Consider the following 19,537-nt stretch of genomic DNA (forward strand, 5'->3'; position numbering starts at 1 on the left):
GGGGGTCGAGGGCGTCCTCGAGCCGCGTGATCGCTGACCGGGGGTCGCCGAGGGCGAGCCGCGCCTCCGCGAGCGCGAGCATCGTGCGCTCCCAGGCCCGCAACACCGTGCCCTCGCCGCCCTCCCAAGGCTGGAACCGGCGACCGGACAGGACGGCGAGCGCCGCGTCGGCCCGGCCGGCGCCGAGCAGGAGGTGCGCGTACTCCACCGTCAGGTCGTCGCGCTGGGCGACGAGGTCCGCCCGGTCCTCCAGCCGGGCGAGCCGGACGGCCAACGGCGTCCCGACCCGCGCGTGCAGCTGGTCGGACTCGAACAGGAGCCGGGCATCGTCGGGCGCCGCCTCACAGGCCATCCGGTACGCCTCGACCGCCGCTGCCGGGTCGTGGTCGAGGTTGTACGCCGCCACGCCGAGGTTGCGCCACACCACCGGGTCGCCCGGGTCGAGGGACGCCGACGTGCGCCACAGGTCCACGGCGTCGGCGGGCCGGCCGTGCGCGTAGCACCAGTGGCCGAGGAGCGCGGCCGCCGTCGGATCGGCCGGGTCGGCGACGAGGGCTGCCTGCAGGGCGGCGACGTCGTCGAGCCGGGACGCGAAGTTCCAGGTCCGGTCCGATCCGCGCGCGCGGCTGCGGAGCAGGGCGGCGGCGTCCGGCTCGCCGGCCCGCTCCCGCACCCAGGCGGCGAGGTAGTCCGCGAGGGCCCCGCAGGCCGTCTGGCCGAGCGGCCGGCACGCGTCGGCCTGCCTTGCCCGCTCACAGAGCGCGACGGCCTCCTCGACCTCTCCGGCCCGCGCGTACTCCATGGCCACGTCGAGGAGGGTCTCCGCCTCGGCCTGGCCGCGATCCCCGGCGAGCGCGCCGGCCAGGTGGCGCGTCCACGCGTCGACGGGATCCAGGGCGAGCGTGTCCTCGAGCAGCCGGGACGCGTCGGCGACCCGGCCGAGCCGGCGCAGCAACAGCACGGCGAGGCCGCGCGCCTGCAGGTGGTCGGGACGGCTGCGCAGGGCGGCCTCGACATGGGCGAGGGCGGACGCGTCATGGTGGGCCCGGGCGTCGAGCAGTGCCAGTTGGAGGTGCGCCGGCGCTGCCCACGCGTCCAGCCAGCCCGCCCTCGCGAAGGCGGCACCGGCCTCGGCGTCCCTCCCGAGCCGGACGAGCGTGAGCCCCAGCAGGTAGTGGGCCTCCCCGACAGCGGGGTTCGGGTTGAGGGCGGTCAGTCGTGCGATCGCTGCCCGCAGGTGCGCTTCGGCCTCGGCGTACCTGGCCTCGTCGTGGCGCAGCCGCGCGAGGGCCACGTGCGAGCCGCTGTGGCCGGGGTCGCGGGAGAGCGCCTCTGTCCAGTACGGCTCGGGGGAGCGGGTGGCGTGGCGGTACTGCGCGAGGTGGGCGCCGGTCAGGTACAGCTCCTCGACGCCGGGAATCGCAGCGGGCGGCTCCGGCTCGCGGGCAGGACGGAGGTCGGCAGGCTCGGACTCTCCATCGCCCGACCACTCCAGGAGGGTTCCGGAAGGGCCACTGAGCAGCACCGCGACGGGCCCGTCGGTCGGGACGTCGACCCTGGCGGCGTCGTCGGCGTTCAGGGCGAGGTCGGTCGAGCGCAGTTCCCGTCCGTCGCCGCCGCGCACGACGAGGTGCACCGTCCCGAGGTCGGTCGTTGCGCCGAGGCGCAGCGTGACCACCCCGGCGTCCGTGGTCACCCCGAGGGCGACCTCGCGGGTGGCGGCGACGGCGGGACCCGTACCGGCGAGGGGATACCAGTACTGGCTGAACTGCTTGGTCTCGCCCGGGGCGAGGTGAGAGAAATCGGGCTGGTTCTCCGTGAAGGCGCCGGCCATCAACTCGATGTATGCCGACCCGTCGTCGGCCAGGTTGCGGTTCCAGGCGTGCCCGAACCGCGCATCGCCCCACGTCCACTGCTTCTTGCCCACCACCACGCGATGATCGGCCCAGTGCACGAAGCCGGCGTCCGCCCTGTGGTCGTAGCCGCCGAAGAAGTCGCCGGTGGAGTCGATGCACATGTACGAGGTGGGCACCGGGATGTTGCGCTGCCAGTCGAGTCGGTCACCGGGGACGCGCAGGGCGCTGTCGGCCCGGGTGTCGTGGGCGCGACGGGCAGGGTAGTCGACGCCGTAGTAGCGGCCGTCGGAGGCGGGGAAGGAGGTGACCGCCCGCTTGGCGTGGTCGGCGACCATCCTGACGTCGGAGGGGAAGAAGGACTGGTAGTCGGCGTGGACGCGGGCGGCGACGTTCGCCCACCACAGGAAGGTCTGCGGCTCGTCGCTGCGGTTGTAGAGCCGCGCGAGCACCTCGATCACCGTGGAGCCGGGGCGGAGCCGGACCCCGTGCATGCCCTTCATCCGCGCGAACGGGTCGTGGTCGGAGCACCACACGGTGCCCGTCTCCTCGTCCAGTTCCCACGCCACCGGAAGGAACGTGGCCGGCCGGTGGTGCTGCGGCCAGTTGAACTCGACGCCACCGGCCAGCCACGGTCCGGCCAGGCCGACCAGCGCCGGCTTGATCACAGGGTTGGCGTAGAAGAGCGGATAGCCCGTGCGACGGTCGATGGCGAACTGGATCCTTCCACCGAGTTCCGGCAGTACGAGCACCCGGAGGTACTCGTTCTCCAGGTGCAGGCCGGCCCAGGTGTGATCGGTCGCGGTCTCACTGATCCGGTCGTGGAAGGGGAGGGGGAAGACGCGTCCCGACGAGCCCTGGTAGACCCTGCGGTCCAGGTAGGCAGGGAAGCGGTCGGGCGCCTCGGGCAGGTAGGTGGGCATGGTGACCGGTTCGCTCCAGACGGCGACCGGTGCATCGACCAATCGCTCCGGACGAGCCGGCAGGGGCAGTTCTCCGTTGACCACGCCATGATGCTAAGCCGATGCGTTTGGGCTTCGGAATGCACATATCGATGGTCAACATGGACGATTCTCTGGTGTCCTATCATCGTCGGCATGTACTTGCGCGATGGCTTCCCCGGACAGCGACTGCACGTCCTCCCGCCCCCGCTGGTTAAGGACGCGCTGCTCCGGCGCCCGACCTCGCGGCTGCTCGTGACCGATGCCGGGTACTTCCCGCACGCGTCCAGACACGGTCGCGTGCGCCGGTCGGGGTCGGGCCAGGCGATCGTGATCCTGTGCGTGGCCGGTGCCGGCTGGTGCGAACTGGACGGCGTGCGTCACGACGTCCGCGAGGGCGAGGTGCTGCTGATCCCGCCGCGCGAGCCGCACCGCTACTACTCCGACGCCGACGACCCGTGGTCGATCTGGTGGCTGCACGTCACCGGCGACGACGTGGCCGACCTGCTGGCAGCGATCGGCCTCACCCTCGCCCGTCCCACCGCCCCGGTGACCGACCCGGTCCAGGCCGCCGGGCTGGTCGAGGACGTGTGCGCCGCGTTGGCCAGGGACGAGACGTCGGCGAGCCTCACCGCCGCCGCGGGGGCCGCCTGGCACCTGCTGGCCCTCCTCGCCGCGGACCGGCACCAGCGCTCGGTCGGCGACGCGTCGATCAACCGCGTTCAGGCACACCTGCGCGAGCACATCGCCGATCCCTTCACTGTCGCGGACCTCGCGGCGCGGGCGGGCTTCAGCACGTCGCACTTCTCGGCGCGGTTCCACGCCGTCACCGGGTTCTCCGTCACGGAGTACGTGAAGCGGCTGCGGATGGCGCGCGCCCGGGAGTTGCTGATCACGACCGACGACAGTGTGGCGGAGATCGCGCAGGAGGTGGGCTACCCCGACCAGTTCTACTTCTCCCGCCAGTTCCGCGCCGTGACCGGCTCCAGTCCGCGGGCGTTCCGCAGCCGCGTCGTGGAGGAGATGTCTCTCGACGGCTGACCTCGCCGTCCCGCGGAGCGTCGACTTGGTGGGAAGGGCCTCGCACCCTCTAGGCTGGAGGCCCGTGGGAAACTCGACTCAGACCAAGCACGTATTCGTCACCGGGGGAGTCGTCTCCTCACTGGGCAAGGGATTGACCGCGTCCAGCCTGGGCAGCCTTCTGGTAGCCCGCGGACTGCGCGTCACGATGCAGAAACTCGACCCGTACCTCAACGTGGATCCGGGCACCATGAACCCGTTCCAGCACGGTGAGGTGTTCGTCACAGAGGACGGCGCGGAGACCGACCTCGACATCGGCCACTACGAGCGGTTCCTGAACGTCCCGCTGAACGCCGAGGCCAACGTCACGACCGGCAAGGTGTACAGCCACGTCATCGCCAAGGAGCGCCGCGGCGACTTCCTCGGCGACACCGTGCAGGTGATCCCGCACATCACCAACGAGATCAAGGACGAGATGCTGGCGATGGCCGGACCCGGCGTCGACGTCGTCATCCACGAGATCGGCGGCACGGTCGGTGACATCGAGTCGTTGCCGTTCCTCGAGGCCGCCCGCCAGGTCCGCCGTGAGGTCGGACGCGACAATGCGTTCTTCCTGCACGTCTCGCTGGTGCCGTACATCGGCCCGTCCGGCGAGCTCAAGACCAAGCCCACCCAGCACTCCGTCGCCGCGCTGCGGCAGGTCGGCATCCAGCCGGACGCGATCGTGTGCCGGGCGTCCATGGAGATCCCCACCGGGGTGAAGCGCAAGATCGCCCTGATGTGTGACGTCGACGAGGAGGCCGTGATCTCCTGCCCCGACGCCCCGAGCATCTACGACATCCCCCGCGTCATCCACTCCGAGGGCCTGGACGCCTACGTCGTGCGGCGCCTGGGGGTCTCCTTCCGCGACGTCGACTGGACCAAGTGGAACGACCTGCTCGAGCGCGTGCACCACCCGAAGGAGGAGGTCACCATCGCGCTGGTCGGCAAGTACATCGACCTGCCCGACGCCTACCTCAGCGTGTCCGAGGCCCTGCGCGCGGGCGGCTTCGCCAATTGGGCGAAGGTGAACATCCGCTGGGTCGCGTCCGACAGCTGCGAGACCCCCGCCGGTGCGGCGGAGGAACTCGGCGACGTCGACGGCATCTGCGTCCCCGGCGGGTTCGGCATCCGCGGCGTCGAGGGCAAGCTCGGCGCACTGCTGTACGCACGGGAGAACCAGCTGCCGGCCCTCGGACTGTGCCTGGGCCTTCAGTGCATGGTCATCGAGGCGGCTCGCGACATGCTCGGGCTGGAGGACGCGGCGTCCACCGAGTTCGAGCCGGACACCAAGGCCCCCGTGATCGCGACCATGGCCGAGCAGGTCGCCATCGTGTCCGGCAAGGGCGACATGGGCGCCACCATGCGGCTGGGCGCCTACCCGGCCGAACTGGTGCCCGGCTCGCTCGTCGCCCAGCGCTACGGCTCCACCCGGGTGAGCGAGCGGCACCGCCACCGCTACGAGGTGAACAACGCCTACCGCGACGACCTCGAGGCGCACGGCCTGAAGATCTCCGGCACCAGCCCGGACGGTCACCTGGTCGAGTTCGTCGAGCTCGACCGTGCGCTGCACCCCTACTACGTGGGCACGCAGGCGCACCCCGAGTTGAAGTCGCGGCCCACCCAGCCGCACCCGCTGTTCGTCGGGCTGATCGAGGCGGCGCTCAAGCGCAAGCTGTCCGCCCGGCTGCCCGAGGACGGTGAGTGAGGCGTGCGCGTCCTCGCCGCTGAGGAGGTGACGGACCGCCCCCTGGCGTGGCCCGTGGTCTCCCACGAGGTGCGGGGGACCGGGGCCGTGTCGGACTTCGTCAACGACGCGGTCCGGGTTCCCGGCGGCGAGGTGATGAACCGGCAGTACCTGCTGCACCCCGGTGCCGTGGGCGTGGTGGCGTGGGACGAGGACGACCGGATCGCGGTCGTGCGGCAGTACCGGCACCCGGTCTCGTTCGAGCTGCTCGAGCCGCCCGCCGGCCTGCTCGACGCGGACGGCGAGAGCTGGCTGGCCGGCGCGCAGCGCGAGCTCGCGGAGGAGGCCGGGCTGCAGGCGTCCGACTGGCGCGCCCTCGTGGACGTGTTCACCTCACCCGGCGCGGGCCAGGAGTCGCTGCGGATCTACCTCGCCCGCGGGCTGTCCGCGTCCCCCGTGCCCGAGGGGTTCGTCGCGCACGACGAGGAGGCCCACATGGAGGTGGCGTGGGCCGACCGCTCCGACCTCGTCGCGGCGATCCTCGCCGGGAAGCTGGAGAACCCGACCATGGTGTCCGGCGTGCTGGCCCTCGAGGTGGCGCGCCTGTCCGGACGGCTGGACGACCTGCGGGCTGCGGACGCCCCCTGGCCGGCCCGGGCTGCCCGCGACGCCCACAACGCGGAGCTGGCCGCACTCGATGGCCACGCCGGCTGAGAAGCTCGTCCGCACCTACCTCGACCACCTGACGGTCGAGCGCGGGGCGTCGCCGAACACGGTGGCCGCCTATCGCCGCGACCTCGCCCGCTACACGAGTTTCCTCGCCACGCGCGGCATCGACGACGCGACGGCCGTCACGGAGGCGGACGTGAGCGCGTTCCTGGCCGACCTCCAGGCGCCCGTCGACGGACACGTGCCGCTGTCGGTCTCCAGCGCGACCAGGGCGCTGGTCGCCGTCCGCTCCTTCCACTCGTTCGTCGCCGCGGAGGGGCGCACGAGCGATGACCCGGCAGCGGCGGTGAAGCCCCCCAAGGCCGCCAAGAACTTGCCGAAGGCGCTCGACATCGGCCAGGTGCAGGCCCTGCTGGACACCCCCGACACCGGCTCGCCCGGGGGCCTGCGTGACGCCGCCCTGCTCGAACTGCTGTACGGGACCGGCGCCCGGGTCTCGGAGGTGGTCGACCTGGACGTCGACGACCTGCAGCCGCTGCTTGCCGACCCGGACGCCGGCCTGCGCCTGTTCGGCAAGGGGCGCAAGGAGCGGCTGGTCCCGGTGGGTTCCTACGCGCGCAGGGCCGTCGAGGCGTGGCTGGTGCGGGGGCGTCCGGCCTTCGCCCAGGCGTCCGCACGGCCGAGCCCTGCCCTGCTGTTGAACTCCCGCGGGGGGCGGTTGAGCAGGCAGAGCGCGTACGGCGTGCTGCAGAAGGCCGGTGAGGCCGCCCACCTCACCGTCGACGTGTCACCGCACACGCTGCGCCACTCGTTCGCCACCCACCTGCTCGACGGGGGCGCGGACGTCCGCGTCGTCCAGGAGCTGCTCGGGCATGCGTCCGTGACGACCACCCAGATCTACACGCTGGTCACCGCCGAGCACCTCCGCGAGGTGTTCCTCGCCGCCCACCCGCGCGCCCGCTGACTCCCGCCGGGTGGCGCGATCCCGCCACTGAGCCCGTCCCTTTCGCCTCACTTGTCACACCTCGGCCCGATCGTGGCGGGATCGCGTCACGCGTGTCGGCTGTCCGGGGTGGCGCGCGTCCGGCGAGGGGGACGCGTCCCGGACGGGTTGGCGGACCAGAAGGGTGGCGGCCCGCTCCCGGCAGCAGCCCGAACGTGACGTGATCCGGCCACCGAGGCCCCTTGGCGTGACGCGTGGGACGTGTGGGACGCACTGAGTGGCGGGATCACGTCACCGCGGGCAGTTGCCAGCGGGGGTCGCCGCGGAGAGTCCTGCTCCGGGTCCTGGCGAGCGCGGGGAGGACTCCGCGCACCGTGGCGTGCCGGAGACGACTTGTCGACAATTGGGACTACGGTGGTCGGGTGAGCAACACCGATACCGCAGCCCTGATCGACGCCGAGCCGATGGCGGCGGGCGAGCTGGGCCCGACCGGGCGTCCGCTGCCCGACCTGCCCGAGCCGACGGCGCCCGATCCCGACAAGCCCCGCCGCGCGCTGATCATCGCCATGTGCAACCAGAAGGGCGGGGTCGGCAAGACCACCACGACCATCAACCTCGGCGCCGCGCTCGCCGAGACCGGGCGCAAGGTGTTGCTCGTCGACTTCGACCCGCAGGGGTCCCTGTCGGTGGGGCTGGGGGTGAACCCGCACACCCTCGAGACCAGCATCTACGACCTGCTGCTGAACAAGCACACGGTCGCTGAGGACGTGATCACCCACACGGTGGTTGAGGGTCTCGACCTGCTGCCGTCCAACATCGACCTGTCCGCCGCGGAGGTCCAGCTCGTCTCGGAAGTGGCCCGCGAACAGACTCTGCGCCGGGTGCTCACCAAGGTGCGGCACAGCTACGACATCATCCTGATCGACTGTGCGCCGTCCCTCGGCCTGCTCACCGTCAACGCCCTGACCGCGTCGGACAAGGTGCTGATGCCCTTGGAGTGCGAGTTCTTCGCCCTGCGCGGGATCGCACTGCTCACCGACACGATCGACAAGGTGCAGGACCGGCTCAACCCCGAACTGGAGACGCTCGGCATCCTCGGCACCATGTACGACGCCCGCACCCTGCACAGCCGCGAGGTGCTCGAGCGGGTCGTGCAGGCGTTCGGCGACACGGTCTTCCACACGGTGATCCGGCGCACGATCAAGTTCCCCGAGACCACGGTCGCCGGCGAGCCGATCACCACCTACGCGCCCTCGTCCCCGGGCGCGGCGGCCTACCGCATGCTGGCCAGGGAGGTGCTCGCCCGATGCCCCGGCGCGTAGGCCTGCCCGGCGCGGCCGAGCTGTTCCGGCCGACCTCCGTCCCGGACGAGGTCGCGCCCGGTGCCGAGCAGCCGGCCCGCAACGGCGGCGCCCCCGCCGACGAGGTCACGGCGCCCCAGGGTTCCGGGCGCGTCCGCCACGACGAGAAGATCACCGTCTACGTGAGCAGCGACGAGCTGCTCGCCCTCGAGCAGGCCCGGCTCACGCTCAGGGCCCAGCACGGGGTGGCGGTCGACCGCGGCCGGATCGTGCGCACGGCCATCGTGCTGGCGATGGCTGACCTGGCCGCCCGGGGCGGGGACTCCGACCTGGTCCGCGGCCTCGGTACGCCGTGAGCCTGCTCGCCGCGCAGGACGAGTTCACCGTCCACCTGACCAACTTCTCCGGGCCGTTCGACCTGCTCCTGCAGCTGATCTCCAAGCACAAGCTGGACGTCACCGAGGTCGCGCTGTCGAAGGTCACCGACGAGTTCGTCGCGCACATCCGTCAGCTCCAGGCCAGCCAGGGCACGTCGTCGTGGGACCTCGACCAGACCAGTTCGTTCATCGTGGTCGCCGCGACCCTGCTCGACCTGAAGGCCGCCCGGCTGCTGCCGCAGGGCGAGGTGGAGGACGCCGAGGACCTGGCCTTGCTGGAGGCCCGCGACCTGCTCTTCGCCCGGCTGCTGCAGTACCGGGCGTTCAAGATCGTCAGCGGCTGGCTGGGCCGGACGCTGGACGCGCAGGCCCGGCGGCACCCGCGTCCCGGTGGGCTGGAGGAGCGGTTCGCGAGCCTGCTGCCCGACGTCGAACTGGACGGGTTCGCCGACATCATCGCCGTGCTCGCCGGCCGCGCGTTGACGCCGAAGGACCCGCCGCTGGTCGGGCTCGAGCACCTCCACATGCCGCTGGTCAGCGTGCGCGAGCAGGCGGAGGAGATCGTCCGGCGGCTGCGTGAGCACTCCACCCTGACCTTCCGGGCGCTGACCGCGGACGCGTCCGACCGGTTGGTGGTGGTCGCCCGTTTCCTCGCGCTGCTGGAACTGTTCAGGGAGAAGGCGGTCGGCTTCGAGCAGCTGACACCGCTGGGGGAGTTGACCGTCCGCTGGCTCGGCGCGGAGGTGGACGCCGAGCGGATCGGCGCAGAGTTCGACGAGGGTCGCACCAACGTCGGGAAGGACGAGGAGTGAGCGGGATCGCAGGGGCCGTGGAGGCCCTGCTGCTGATGGCGACCGAGCCGGTGCCGGCCGGCGACCTGGCCGAGGCCGTGGACGCCCCGGTGGCGCAGGTCGAGGAGTGCCTGGCCGACCTCGCCGCCTTCTACGACGAGACCGGACGCGGCTTCGAGCTGCGCCGGGTCGGCGGCGGCTGGCGCTACTACACCCGCGAGGAGCACGCGGACGTGATCGGCCGCTGGCTGCTGGAGGGGCAGCGGGGCACGCTCAGCCAGGCCGCCCTGGAGACGCTCGCCGTCGTGGCCTACCTCCAGCCGATCTCCCGTGGCCGGGTCTCGGCCGTGCGTGGCGTCAACGTCGACGGGGTGATGCGGACGCTGGCCACCCGCGACCTGATCGAGGAGGTGGGCCGCGACGAGGAGACCGGCGCCCGTCTGTTCGGGACGACGACGTACTTCCTGGAGCGGATGGGGCTGGTCAGCCTCGACCAGCTGCCGCCGCTGGCCCCGCACCTGCCGGACGCGTCGGCCCTGGAGGCGGAGCTCGCCGGGCTGGCCGGGCACGGCAGTGACGAGCCGCTCCCGCTCGAGGTGAGCGGGGAGACGGACGCGGCGGACCAGCAGGATCACGACACGGAGGAGGCCGAATGAGCGACGAGGGCGTCCGCCTGCAGAAAGTGCTGGCGCAGGCCGGCGTCGCGTCCCGGCGCGCGGCGGAGGACCTGATCTTCCGCGGTCGTGTCGAGGTGAACGGCGAGGTGGTGCGGGAGCAGGGCCTGCGGGTCGACCCGGCCACGGCCGTGATCCGGGTGGACGGCAAGCGCATCCCGCCGCAGCAGCCACACGAGTACGTCGTGTTGAACAAGCCTCGCGGGGTGGTCTCGACCATGGAGGACCCGCACGGGCGTCCGACCGTCGCCGACTACCTCGGCGAGCGCGGCCGGCTGTTCCACGTCGGACGCCTCGACGCCGACACCGAGGGCCTGCTGATCCTCACCAACGACGGCGACTTCGCCCAGCGGCTGGCCCACCCGTCCTACGAGGTGTCCAAGACCTACGTCGCCGAGGTGGCCGGGCAGGTCACCGAGGCGACGCTGAAGCGGCTGCGGACCGGCATCCGGCTCGACGACGGCCCCGTGCAGGCCGACCAGGCGAAGCTCGTGCAGGGACTGGGGGACCGCAGCCTGGTCCGGGTCACGCTGCACTCGGGCCGCAACCGGATCGTGCGGCGCATGTTCGACGCCGTCGGCCACCCCGTCCGCAAGCTGTCCCGGATCGCGATCGGTCCGGTGAAGCTCGGCGACCTGAAACCGGGCGCGGTCCGCGACCTGACCAGGGACGAGATCGGCGCCCTGCTCGACCTGATGAAGCTGTAGGCCACCCGGCCGCGCGTCCGTCGATCAGAATGGTCGGCGTGGACAGGGTGCTGGGCGTCGAGACCGAGTACGGGTTGAGCGCCCGTGCGGACGGGCGGCGGCTGAGCGCGCCCGAGGCCGCGGAACTCCTGTTCCGGCCGTTCGTCGCCGAGCACAGGGCGAGCGGCGCGTTCCTCGGCAACGGCGGACGCCTGTACCTCGACGTCGGTGCCCACCCCGAGTACGCGACGCCCGAGTGCCGCACGCCGCACGACCTGCTGGTGGCCGAACGTGCGGGGGACGCGCTCGTGGCCGACCTCGCCCGCCGCGCGGTCGACGCCTCCCGCGCAGAGGGCAGGGAGGTCTCCTTCCGCCTGTTCAGGAACAACGCGGACAGCTTCGGCAACTCCTGGGGCTGCCACGAGAACTACCTGGTCAGCCGCGACCTGGAGCTGTCCGGCGCGGTCGACCTGCTCACCACCTTCCTGGTCACCCGCCAGGTCCTGTGCGGGAGCGGGCGGCTGCACCGCGGCGAGTTCAGGATCAGCCAGCGTGCCGACCACCTGCACGACCAGTTGTCGGCGTTGACGACCAGGGCCCGGCCGCTGGTCAACACCAGGGACGAGCCCCTGGCGGACGCGGCCCGATTCCGGCGGCTGCACGTGCTCGCCGGTGACTCGAACCTCGTCGAGGGATCGGCGCTGCTGAAGGTGGGCACGATGCTCGCCGTCCTCGCGATCCTCGACCGCCCGGACGGGCCGGCGCCGGAGTTGGCGTCGCTGCGGCTCGCCGACCCGGCCGGGGCGCTGCGGGCGGTCGCCCGCGACCCGCTGGCCGTGCTCGACCTCGCCGACGGGCGTCGGGCCAGCGCGATCGACCTCCAGTACGCGCACCTCGACCTGGCCGGCGCGTCCGCCGCTCCCGGCGTCGCCCAGCTCTGGGCACGGGTGCTGGACGCGCTCGCGTCGCCCGACCCCGACGCGGTAGCCGACACCGTGGAGTGGGTGGCGAAGCTGCGGCTGTTGCGCGAGTACCGCAGCCGCCACGGCCTGGCCGCGGACGACCCGCGGCTGCGCCAGCTCGACCTCGCCTTCCACGAGCTGGGCGGCCTGATCGGGGCCCTCGAGGCGGGTGGGGCGGTGCGCCGGCTCACCGCCCCCGAGCAGGTGGGACGCGCCGTCACCACGCCTCCACACGACACCAGGGCTGCGGCGAGGGGCCGGTTCATCGACGCGGTGGGGACGCGCCGCCACAGCGTCGACTGGCAGACCTGTACGGTCCACGACCTCCCGGACGACGGCAGCTCCCTCGGTGACCGGACCGTGCTGCTGGACGACCCGCGCGTGCCGACGTCCGCGGCGCTGGACGACCTGCTGGCGGGTCTGGGCTGACCCGGAGGGCCAGCGGGCGATCACGTCGACCGCCCCGGGTCCGGTGGCATCCCGCCACAGCAGCGTTCGGTATTCTCTCCGGGTGCCTCGTACCCGCGTGATCCCCGTCCTCGCCTGCCTGCTCGCGCTCGCCGCCTGCAGCAACCCGTCGTCCGCCACGGACTCGAACCCGTCGGCGTCCGCGAGCGCCACGGAGTCGGCGACGCCGACCGCCTCGGCCACGCCCACCAGCACGGCGAAGGTGCAGGACTCGCTCGACGGCATCACGGTCAAGGGCAAGCAGCTGAAGAAGCCGACCGTGACCTTCAAGACGCCGTTCGTCATCGACAAGACGCGGGTCGAGGTCCTCGACCAGGGCTCCGGCTACAAGGCCAGCGCCGACAGCACCGTCACCGTCCACTACTACGGCGTGGACGGACGGACCGGGAAGAGCTTCGACGAGTCGTACACCGCGGGCACACCGGCGACCTTCTCGCTGGCCCAGGTGATCACAGGGTTCAAGACCGGCCTGACCGGGCAGCGCGCGGGCAGCCGTGTCCTGATCGCGATGCCCGGCTCGGACGCGTACGACGCCGCGGGCGGCAGCTCGGACGCCGGCATCGAGGTCGGCGACACCCTGGTCTTCGTCGTCGACATCATCGACGTGTCGGTGTCCCAGCCCGAGGGCAAGGAGCTGACGCCGCCGGCGGGCCTCCCGACCGTGACCGGCAGTGCCGCGGACAAGCCGACCGTGACGATCCCGTCCTCGAGCGCACCGAGCAGCATGTCGGCCACGGTCCTGATCGAGGGCACGGGCACGAAGGTCGCCAAGGGCGACACCATCACGGCCCGGTACGTCGGCTACTCCTGGAAGACCGGGAAGCTGATCGACGACGGGTTCGCGACGCCGACCACCGGCGCCCTGGCCGACCTGATCCCCGGCTGGCAGACCGGGCTCGTCGGCAAGACGGTGGGGTCGCGGGTGCTGCTCGTGCTGCCGCCGGACGACGGCTTCCCGCAGGGGAGCAACAACCCGCCGGTGGAGGCGGGCGACACGGTCGTCTACGTGGTCGACATCCTGTTCACCACCGCGACCGCCGCCTAGCCGCGTCGGCCCGCAGCGGGAGGGCTCGCGGGTCAGCCGACCACCCAGGGAAGGCGGGGCAGCAGCGCCGGATCGAAGCGCGCGCGCAACCCTGCCGCGCTGACGTGTTCGCCCGGTTCGGCGAGGTCGAGCGAGACGGCGAGCAGGCCGAGAACCCCTTCCGCGTCCACTCCGACGGCGGCCAGGTCGGCCAGGGTGACCGCGCCGTCCCGTTTGGCCAGCCGCCGCCCCTGCGCGTTCACCGCGAGCGGGACGTGCGCGTACCCGGGCGGCTCCCCGCCCAGCCGGCGGGCCAGCCACGCCTGCCGCGGGGAGGAGGAGAGCAGGTCGTCCCCGCGGCACACCTGGTCTACGTCCATCGCGAGATCGTCGACGACGACCGCGAGGTTGTAGGCGGCCACGCCATCGTTGCGGACGACCACGAAGTCGTCCACCACCCCGCTGACCTCGCCCGCCCACAGGTCCACGACGGTGCTGCTCGCGCCGTTCGCCCGGACGCGGAGCGCGGGCGTCCGGGTGGCCTCCAGCTGGGCCCGCCGGGACGCGGACAGCCGCAGGCAGGTCCCCGGGTAGGGCCGGTACCCGTCGCCGTGCGGGGCGGACGCGGCCTCGGCGATCTCGCGACGCGTGCAGTAGCAGGGGTAGGTGTCGAGCCCGGCCACGGCGTCGGCATAGGCGGCGGTCCGCGCCGACTGCCACACCACCGGCCCGTCGACGTCGAGCCCGAGCGCGGCGAGGTCGCGCTGCTGGCGTGCGGCGACATCTCCGGCGGCGGCCACCCGCTGGGTGTCCAGGTCCTCGATCCGCAGCCGGTAGTCGCGTCCGGTCGAGCGGGCGAGCAGCCAGGCGACGAGCGCCGTGCGCAGGTTGCCCAGGTGCAGGTCGGAGGTGGGGCTGGGGGCGAAGCGTCCGGCCACCGGAACCTCCCGTCGAGTGGTGAATGTGCGCGTTTCAGTCAAGCAGATCCGGTAACGTCACCGCCGTGCCGCCCCGCAAGTCCGAACGGATCATGAACCTCGCGATCTGCCTGCTGATGGCCCGCCGTTTCATCGAGAAGGCGCAGATCCGTCAGGTGGTCGAGGGGTACCACGACCTGAGCGACGCCGCGTTCGAGCGCACCTTCGAGCGCGACAAGGACGACCTGCGCGCCATGGGGGTCCCGGTCGAGACCGGCAGCAACAGCTCGTTCTTCCCCGACGAGGTCGGCTACCGGATCAACCGGCTGGACTTCGAACTGCCCGCCATCGAGTTCACGTCCGCGGAGACGGCCGCGCTGGGACTGGCCGCGACGGTGTGGGAGTCGGCGACGCAGGCAGAGCAGGCCGTGACCGCTCTGGCGAAGCTGCGCGCGGCGGGCGTCGATCCCGACCCGGCCCGGCTGGCCGCCCTTTCCCCGTCCCTGGAGGCGAGGGAGCCGGCGTTCGCCAGTATCTGGGAGGCCACGATCGACCGTGTCCCGATCCGGTTCGGCTACAAGGGCAGGCCGCGCGAGGTCGAGCCGTGGGCGATGACCTACCGCCGCGGTGCCTGGTACCTGCTGGGCCGCGACAGGGACAAGGACGCGCCGCGCATGTTCAAGGTGGCCCGCGTGGACGGCCCGGCCGAACGGCTCCGGCGACCCGGTTCCTACACCGTCCCCGAGATCGACATCGACGCCGCGTGGCTGAGCCTGGAGCCAAGGCGTCCGGACGCGGAGGCGCTGCTCGCGATCCGGCCGGGCCGGGCACCCCAGCTGCGCCGCCGCGGGCGTCCCGCGGACGCTCCGGTTGACCCGCCCGCCGGGTACGACGTGCTCGCCGTGAGCTACGCCAGGACCGGCGACCTCGTCGGAGAGGTGTGCGCGCACGGGGCGGACGTGGTCGTCCTCGCGCCGGCTGACGTGCGGGCCCAGGTCATCGCGGAGCTCGCCGCCGTCGCGGGGCTCGCCACGGTCGCAGGGGGGAACGCATGACGTCCGTCGACCAGGTCAACCGGCTGCTGGCGCTGGTGCCGTACCTCCAGAGCCACCCGAACGCCGAGCTCGACGCGACCGCCGCCGTCTTCGGCGTCACGGCCGAGCAGCTCGTCGACGACCTCAACGTGCTGTGGTTCTGCGGACTGCCCGGCGGGATGCCGGGCGACCTGATCGAGGTCGACATGGACGCCGTGACCGAGTCGGGGCGGATCCGGCTGACCAACGCCGACTACCTGTCCCGCCCGATGCGGTTCACCCCGGACGAGGCGATGAGCCTCGTGGTCGCGCTGCGCGCGGTCAGGGAACTGGCCGGGGGCAACCTCGCCGAGGGCACCGAGTCGGCGCTGGCCAAGCTCGAGCGCGCGACCGGCGCGGGAACCGTGACCCCGCAGGTGGCGGTCGCCGTCGGGTCGCAGGACATCCGGCAGCAGCTCGCCGCGGCCGTCGCGTCCGGTGAGCTCGTGGACCTGGACTACACCGGAGCCGGCCTCGCCCCGTCCACGCCGCGGGTGGCGCCCGTCCGCCTGATCACCAGGGACGGGTTCGGCTACCTGCAGGCCTGGAGTCCCGAACGCGACGCCTGGCGGACGTACCGGCTGGACCGGATCGACGCCGTGCGGCCGACCGGCGAGCCCGCCGGGGAGGTGGGCGAGCCGCCCACGTTCGGGCCCGGCTGGCTCGAGCAGCGCGCGGACGCCGCGCAGGTCACCCTGCGGATCGCGCCCGCGGCGGCGTGGATCACCGAGTACTACCCGACCCGCGCGGTGCGTACCACGAACGCCGCGATCGAGGTCGACCTGCTGGTCGCCGACCCGGCCTGGCTGCGGTCGCTCCTGCTGCGCCTGGGCAGCGACGTGCTCGCGGTCATGCCCGCCGCGGCGGCGGACGCGGCCCGGGAGGCCGCCGCAGAGGCGCTCGCCGCCTACGCCGGGTAGGGTTCGGCTCATGGTCTGGGTGCTGGTCTTCGGCGGCATCGCGCTCGCCGGGCTGATCATGGTGGTCAGCTACGCCGTGTGGCTGTGGCACAAGGCGTCCGACCTGTTCTCCGAACTGGAGATGCTGGGCACCCGCGCGAACGAACTCGCCGACCTGATCGGCCAGATCCAGCCGGCGCTGCCCCCGGGCCGCGGAGGGACGGACTGATCCGCCCGGCCGGCACGCCGGGGACGGTTCCTTTCGTGCCACCCATCGGCACGGTTGCGCCGCGAAGCGAGCTAAGGTAGCCCGGAGCATTCCGGGAGAAGGAGAGAGCGCCATGCCGAGTCTGGGTGGCTGGGAGTGGGTCATCCTCGCCCTGATCGCGCTGCTGCTGTTCGGTGGCTCCCGTCTGGCCGGGATCGGCAAGAACACCGGGAAGGCGATCCGCGAGTTCAAGGAGGAGACCTCGACGCTGCGTGCCACGCCCGCCGAGCCGTCGCCGCCGACCCCCGCACCCCCGACCGTGCAGCCGAGCCCCACCGTGCAGCCGAGTCCCCCCACGCCGCCGGCGAGCACCGGCGCGGACCCGGAGAGGTCCTGATCTCCGTCGATGGCAGAGGGTAAGCGCCGGCGCTTCGCCTGGCTGAGGCCGCCGCAGGCGGGTCCGGGTGGCACCATGTCGCTGGGCGACCACCTCCGCGAACTGCGGTACCGCCTGATCGTCTCCGTGGTCGCGATCATCGTCGTCAGCCTGCTCGCCGCGATCTGGTACGACCAGCTGTACCAGGTGATGTTGCGTCCCTACCTGCTCGCCGTGCAGATGCTCGCGGAGAGCAACCCGAACCTCGACCCGACCACGGTCATCACCGGCGTGGCGACCCCGCTGATCCTGGCCATGAAGGTCTGCGTGGTCGCGGGCCTCGTCCTGTCCAGCCCGGTGTGGGTCTACCAGATTTGGGCGTTCATCGTCCCTGCGCTGCTGGCCAAGGAGAAGAAGTACGCGCTCGGGTTCCTGGGCGCGGCGGTGCCGTTGTTCCTGCTCGGCGTGCTGATCGGCTACTACATCATGCCGCAGGGCATCTCGGTGCTCCTGGCCTTCACCCCGTCCAGCGTCCCGGTCACGAACCTCGTGGACGTGGAGGACTTCCTCACCCTCACCCTGCAGCTCATGGTCGTGTTCGGACTGGGCTTCCTGATCCCCGTCCTCGTGGTCGGGCTCAACCTGGTCGGGGTGCTGAAGGCCGACCAGCTGAGGAAGGTCCGCACGTACGTGATCTTCGGCATCTTCGTCTTCGGGGCCGCGGCGACCCCGTCCACCGACCCCTTCTCGATGCTCGCGCTGGCGATCCCGATGACGCTGCTGTACCTGATCGCAGAGGTGATCTGCCGCGTCCACGACCGGCGCAAGGCCAAGGCCGAACTCGTGGTGGCAGGGACCTGACGTTGTCCCTGCGCTACGACGGCCCCACCCTGACGCTGGTGGTGAACCCGGAGGCCGGACGGGGGCGCGCGCGCCGGCTCTTGCCGCCACTGACCGCCGGTCTCGTCGCGGGGCTGCCGGAGGCGAACCTCCACGTCCACCAGACCACGTCGTTCAGCGACGCGCGGCTGCGCTGCATCCAGGCGGTCGAGCAGGCCCGGCCTGCCGTCGAGGGGCATCGGCGGGACGCGCTGGTCGTGATGGGCGGGGACGGGATGATGCACCTCGGCCTCAACGCTGCTGCCGGGACCGACGTCCCGCTCGGACTGGTCGCCGCGGGCAGGGGCAACGACTTCTGCCGCGGGGTGGGCGTCCCCAACGACCTCGCGGGGGCGATCCGCACGATCGTGGACGGCCACACGCTGCGGATGGACCTGATGGAGGCCCGCGGCCGGCTGTCCGAGGGCGCCGAGCGCCGCTGGGTGGGCTCGATCGTCAGTACCGGCTTCGACGCCAGGGTGAACTACCGCACCAACCACCTGCGCTGGAACCTCGGCCAGCTGAGCTACACCTGGGCGGCGCTGGCCGAGCTGAGCCGGTTCGAGCCGGTGCCGTACCGGCTGGTGATCGACGGCATCGAGCGCACCCAGACGGCGATGTTCGTCGCGGTGGGCAACGCGGGCTGGTTCGGTGGCGGCATGCAGGGCTGTGTCGGCGCGGACGTGGCCGACGGCCTGCTCGACCTCACGATCGTGCATCCGGTCAGCCGCTTCACGCTGCTGCGCCTGCTGCCGCGGATGTTCGACGGCGGCTACGTCCGCGACCCGGCGGTCGAACAGCTCCGTGCCCGGGAGGTCGTGGTCGACGGCGACGGCCTGTTCGGCATGGCGGACGGGGAGGAGCTCGGCCCCGTCCCGCTGCACCTGCGGGCCGTCCCGGACTCGCTGTCGGTCTTCGTCCCTGCCGCCGTGGCCACGAGCTGACCCGCTGCCCGATCGCCGTGTGGCGCGTCACGCGCCAGACCGGGGACGTCGGTTAGGTTGGCACCGTGGACTTCCTGGCCGCCTTCCGCGCCGGGTACCCGTTCGCGCTGGACGACTACCAGGTCACCGCGTGCCAGCACGTCGCGGCCGACCCTGGGTGCCAGGTTTCGCCGCACCGACCGGCGCGGGCAAGACCGTGATGAGGGGAGTAATGCGGTGTTCCTCGCCCTCAGACCGGACGCAGGTGCTTCTTCACCACCCGAATCAAGGGCGCGCTGAGCAACCAGAAGTACCACGACCTTGCGACACGGCACGGGGAGGAGGCCAAGGTCGGCCTGCTCACCTCGGCGGCACCACCGTCAACGGCAAGGCGCCGGTGGTCGTGATGACCACCGAGGTGCTGGCGGAACATCATCTACGCCGGTCCCGCACCCTGGCGAACCTCGGTTACGTCGGTGATGGATGAGGTACATTACCTCGCGGACCGGTTTCGCGGCCCGTGTGGGAGAAGGTGATGATCTCCCTGGCTGAGTCGGTGCAGCTGGTCGCGCTGTCGGCGACGGTGAGCAACGCCGAGGAGTTCGGCGACTGGCTCTCCGAGGATCGCCGGCGGGGTCGAGGTGGTCGTCACCGAGCGGCGTCCGGTACCGCTGTACCAGCACGTGATGGTGGGCCGGCGGCTGCTGGAGCTGTTCGCCGGCGAGGACGTGAAGCCCGAGCTGCTGCGGCTCGGCCAAGGAGGAGTCACGCGGGCAACGCGACGACAGCCACCACCCGCGCGGACGCTCCAGCAAATCAGCACGCCT

The 19,537-nt window shown here is 72.2% G+C and carries 19 protein-coding genes and 1 pseudogene; 18 read left to right on the plus strand and 2 right to left on the minus strand.

Annotated features, from left to right (window positions below):
* Positions 1-2,860: DUF5107 domain-containing protein (locus QM779_RS00085; protein WP_428530004.1), on the minus strand; the 2,860-nt coding region annotated here is incomplete at its 3' end.
* Between the two features lie 90 nt (positions 2,861-2,950).
* Here QM779_RS00085 and QM779_RS00090 point away from each other — a divergent pair.
* The 11 genes from QM779_RS00090 to QM779_RS00140 all read left to right on the plus strand — a co-directional run bounded on the left by QM779_RS00090 (position 2,951) and on the right by QM779_RS00140 (position 13,456).
* Positions 2,951-3,835, plus strand: coding sequence for an AraC family transcriptional regulator (locus tag QM779_RS00090; protein ID WP_428530006.1), 885 nt, complete (start codon positions 2,951-2,953; stop codon positions 3,833-3,835).
* Between the two features lie 64 nt (positions 3,836-3,899).
* Positions 3,900-5,561 carry a CTP synthase gene (locus QM779_RS00095; RefSeq protein WP_428530008.1) on the plus strand — a complete coding sequence of 554 codons (1,662 nt, stop codon included), beginning with the start codon at positions 3,900-3,902 and terminating at the stop codon, positions 5,559-5,561.
* A gap of 3 nt (positions 5,562-5,564) precedes the next feature.
* A complete protein-coding gene (locus tag QM779_RS00100; RefSeq protein WP_428530010.1) occupies positions 5,565-6,254 on the plus strand; it encodes an NUDIX domain-containing protein in 690 nt (229 codons plus the stop codon).
* On the plus strand, positions 6,238-7,173 hold the full coding sequence (locus QM779_RS00105; protein WP_428530012.1) for a site-specific tyrosine recombinase XerD: 936 nt from the start codon (positions 6,238-6,240) through the stop codon (positions 7,171-7,173). Before QM779_RS00100 ends, QM779_RS00105 begins: the two co-directional genes overlap by 17 nt.
* A 443-nt stretch (positions 7,174-7,616) precedes the next feature.
* A complete protein-coding gene (locus QM779_RS00110) occupies positions 7,617-8,474 on the plus strand; it encodes a ParA family protein (RefSeq protein WP_428530040.1) in 858 nt (285 codons plus the stop codon).
* Complete coding sequence (locus QM779_RS00115) at positions 8,459-8,809, plus strand: hypothetical protein (RefSeq protein WP_428530014.1); 351 nt, start codon at positions 8,459-8,461, stop codon at positions 8,807-8,809. Before QM779_RS00110 ends, QM779_RS00115 begins: the two co-directional genes overlap by 16 nt.
* Positions 8,806-9,642, plus strand: coding sequence for a segregation and condensation protein A (locus tag QM779_RS00120; protein WP_428530016.1), 837 nt, complete (start codon positions 8,806-8,808; stop codon positions 9,640-9,642). Before QM779_RS00115 ends, QM779_RS00120 begins: the two co-directional genes overlap by 4 nt.
* A complete protein-coding gene (gene scpB / locus QM779_RS00125) occupies positions 9,639-10,277 on the plus strand; it encodes an SMC-Scp complex subunit ScpB (RefSeq protein WP_428530018.1) in 639 nt (212 codons plus the stop codon). Before QM779_RS00120 ends, scpB begins: the two co-directional genes overlap by 4 nt.
* A complete protein-coding gene (locus QM779_RS00130) occupies positions 10,274-11,002 on the plus strand; it encodes a pseudouridine synthase (RefSeq protein ID WP_428530020.1) in 729 nt (242 codons plus the stop codon). Before scpB ends, QM779_RS00130 begins: the two co-directional genes overlap by 4 nt.
* Positions 11,003-11,040: 38 nt before the next feature.
* Positions 11,041-12,372: a proteasome accessory factor PafA2 family protein gene (locus QM779_RS00135; RefSeq protein ID WP_428530022.1), complete on the plus strand. Its 1,332-nt coding sequence runs from the start codon at positions 11,041-11,043 to the stop codon at positions 12,370-12,372.
* 82 nt (positions 12,373-12,454) lie between these two features.
* Positions 12,455-13,456 carry an FKBP-type peptidyl-prolyl cis-trans isomerase gene (locus tag QM779_RS00140; protein ID WP_428530024.1) on the plus strand — a complete coding sequence of 334 codons (1,002 nt, stop codon included), beginning with the start codon at positions 12,455-12,457 and terminating at the stop codon, positions 13,454-13,456.
* A gap of 32 nt (positions 13,457-13,488) precedes the next feature.
* On the opposite strand, the gene gluQRS is transcribed toward QM779_RS00140, so the two are convergent.
* On the minus strand, positions 13,489-14,373 hold the full coding sequence (gluQRS, locus tag QM779_RS00145) for a tRNA glutamyl-Q(34) synthetase GluQRS (protein WP_428530026.1): 885 nt from the start codon (positions 14,371-14,373) through the stop codon (positions 13,489-13,491).
* Between the two features lie 65 nt (positions 14,374-14,438).
* Here gluQRS and QM779_RS00150 point away from each other — a divergent pair, with 65 nt between their 5' ends.
* The 7 genes and pseudogenes from QM779_RS00150 to QM779_RS00180 form a co-directional block, all read left to right on the plus strand.
* Entirely contained in the window at positions 14,439-15,407 is a 969-nt protein-coding gene (locus tag QM779_RS00150) for a helix-turn-helix transcriptional regulator (protein ID WP_428530028.1), read from the plus strand.
* A complete protein-coding gene (locus QM779_RS00155) occupies positions 15,404-16,345 on the plus strand; it encodes a WYL domain-containing protein (RefSeq protein ID WP_428530030.1) in 942 nt (313 codons plus the stop codon). The genes QM779_RS00150 and QM779_RS00155 overlap by 4 nt, the downstream gene beginning before the upstream one ends.
* A 10-nt stretch (positions 16,346-16,355) precedes the next feature.
* On the plus strand, positions 16,356-16,553 hold the full coding sequence (locus tag QM779_RS00160) for a hypothetical protein (RefSeq protein WP_428530032.1): 198 nt from the start codon (positions 16,356-16,358) through the stop codon (positions 16,551-16,553).
* A gap of 112 nt (positions 16,554-16,665) precedes the next feature.
* Complete coding sequence (gene tatA / locus QM779_RS00165) at positions 16,666-16,929, plus strand: twin-arginine translocase TatA/TatE family subunit (protein ID WP_428530034.1); 264 nt, start codon at positions 16,666-16,668, stop codon at positions 16,927-16,929.
* A 9-nt stretch (positions 16,930-16,938) separates the two neighbouring features.
* On the plus strand, positions 16,939-17,769 hold the full coding sequence (tatC, locus tag QM779_RS00170) for a twin-arginine translocase subunit TatC (protein WP_428530036.1): 831 nt from the start codon (positions 16,939-16,941) through the stop codon (positions 17,767-17,769).
* 2 nt (positions 17,770-17,771) lie between these two features.
* On the plus strand, positions 17,772-18,731 hold the full coding sequence (locus QM779_RS00175; RefSeq protein WP_428530038.1) for a diacylglycerol/lipid kinase family protein: 960 nt from the start codon (positions 17,772-17,774) through the stop codon (positions 18,729-18,731).
* Between the two features lie 65 nt (positions 18,732-18,796).
* Positions 18,797-19,537, plus strand: a pseudogene (locus tag QM779_RS00180) (DEAD/DEAH box helicase); the annotation flags it as partial.

The sequence above is a fragment of the Propionicimonas sp. genome, from assembly GCF_049840635.1.
Lineage (GTDB): Bacteria > Actinomycetota > Actinomycetes > Propionibacteriales > Propionibacteriaceae > Propionicimonas.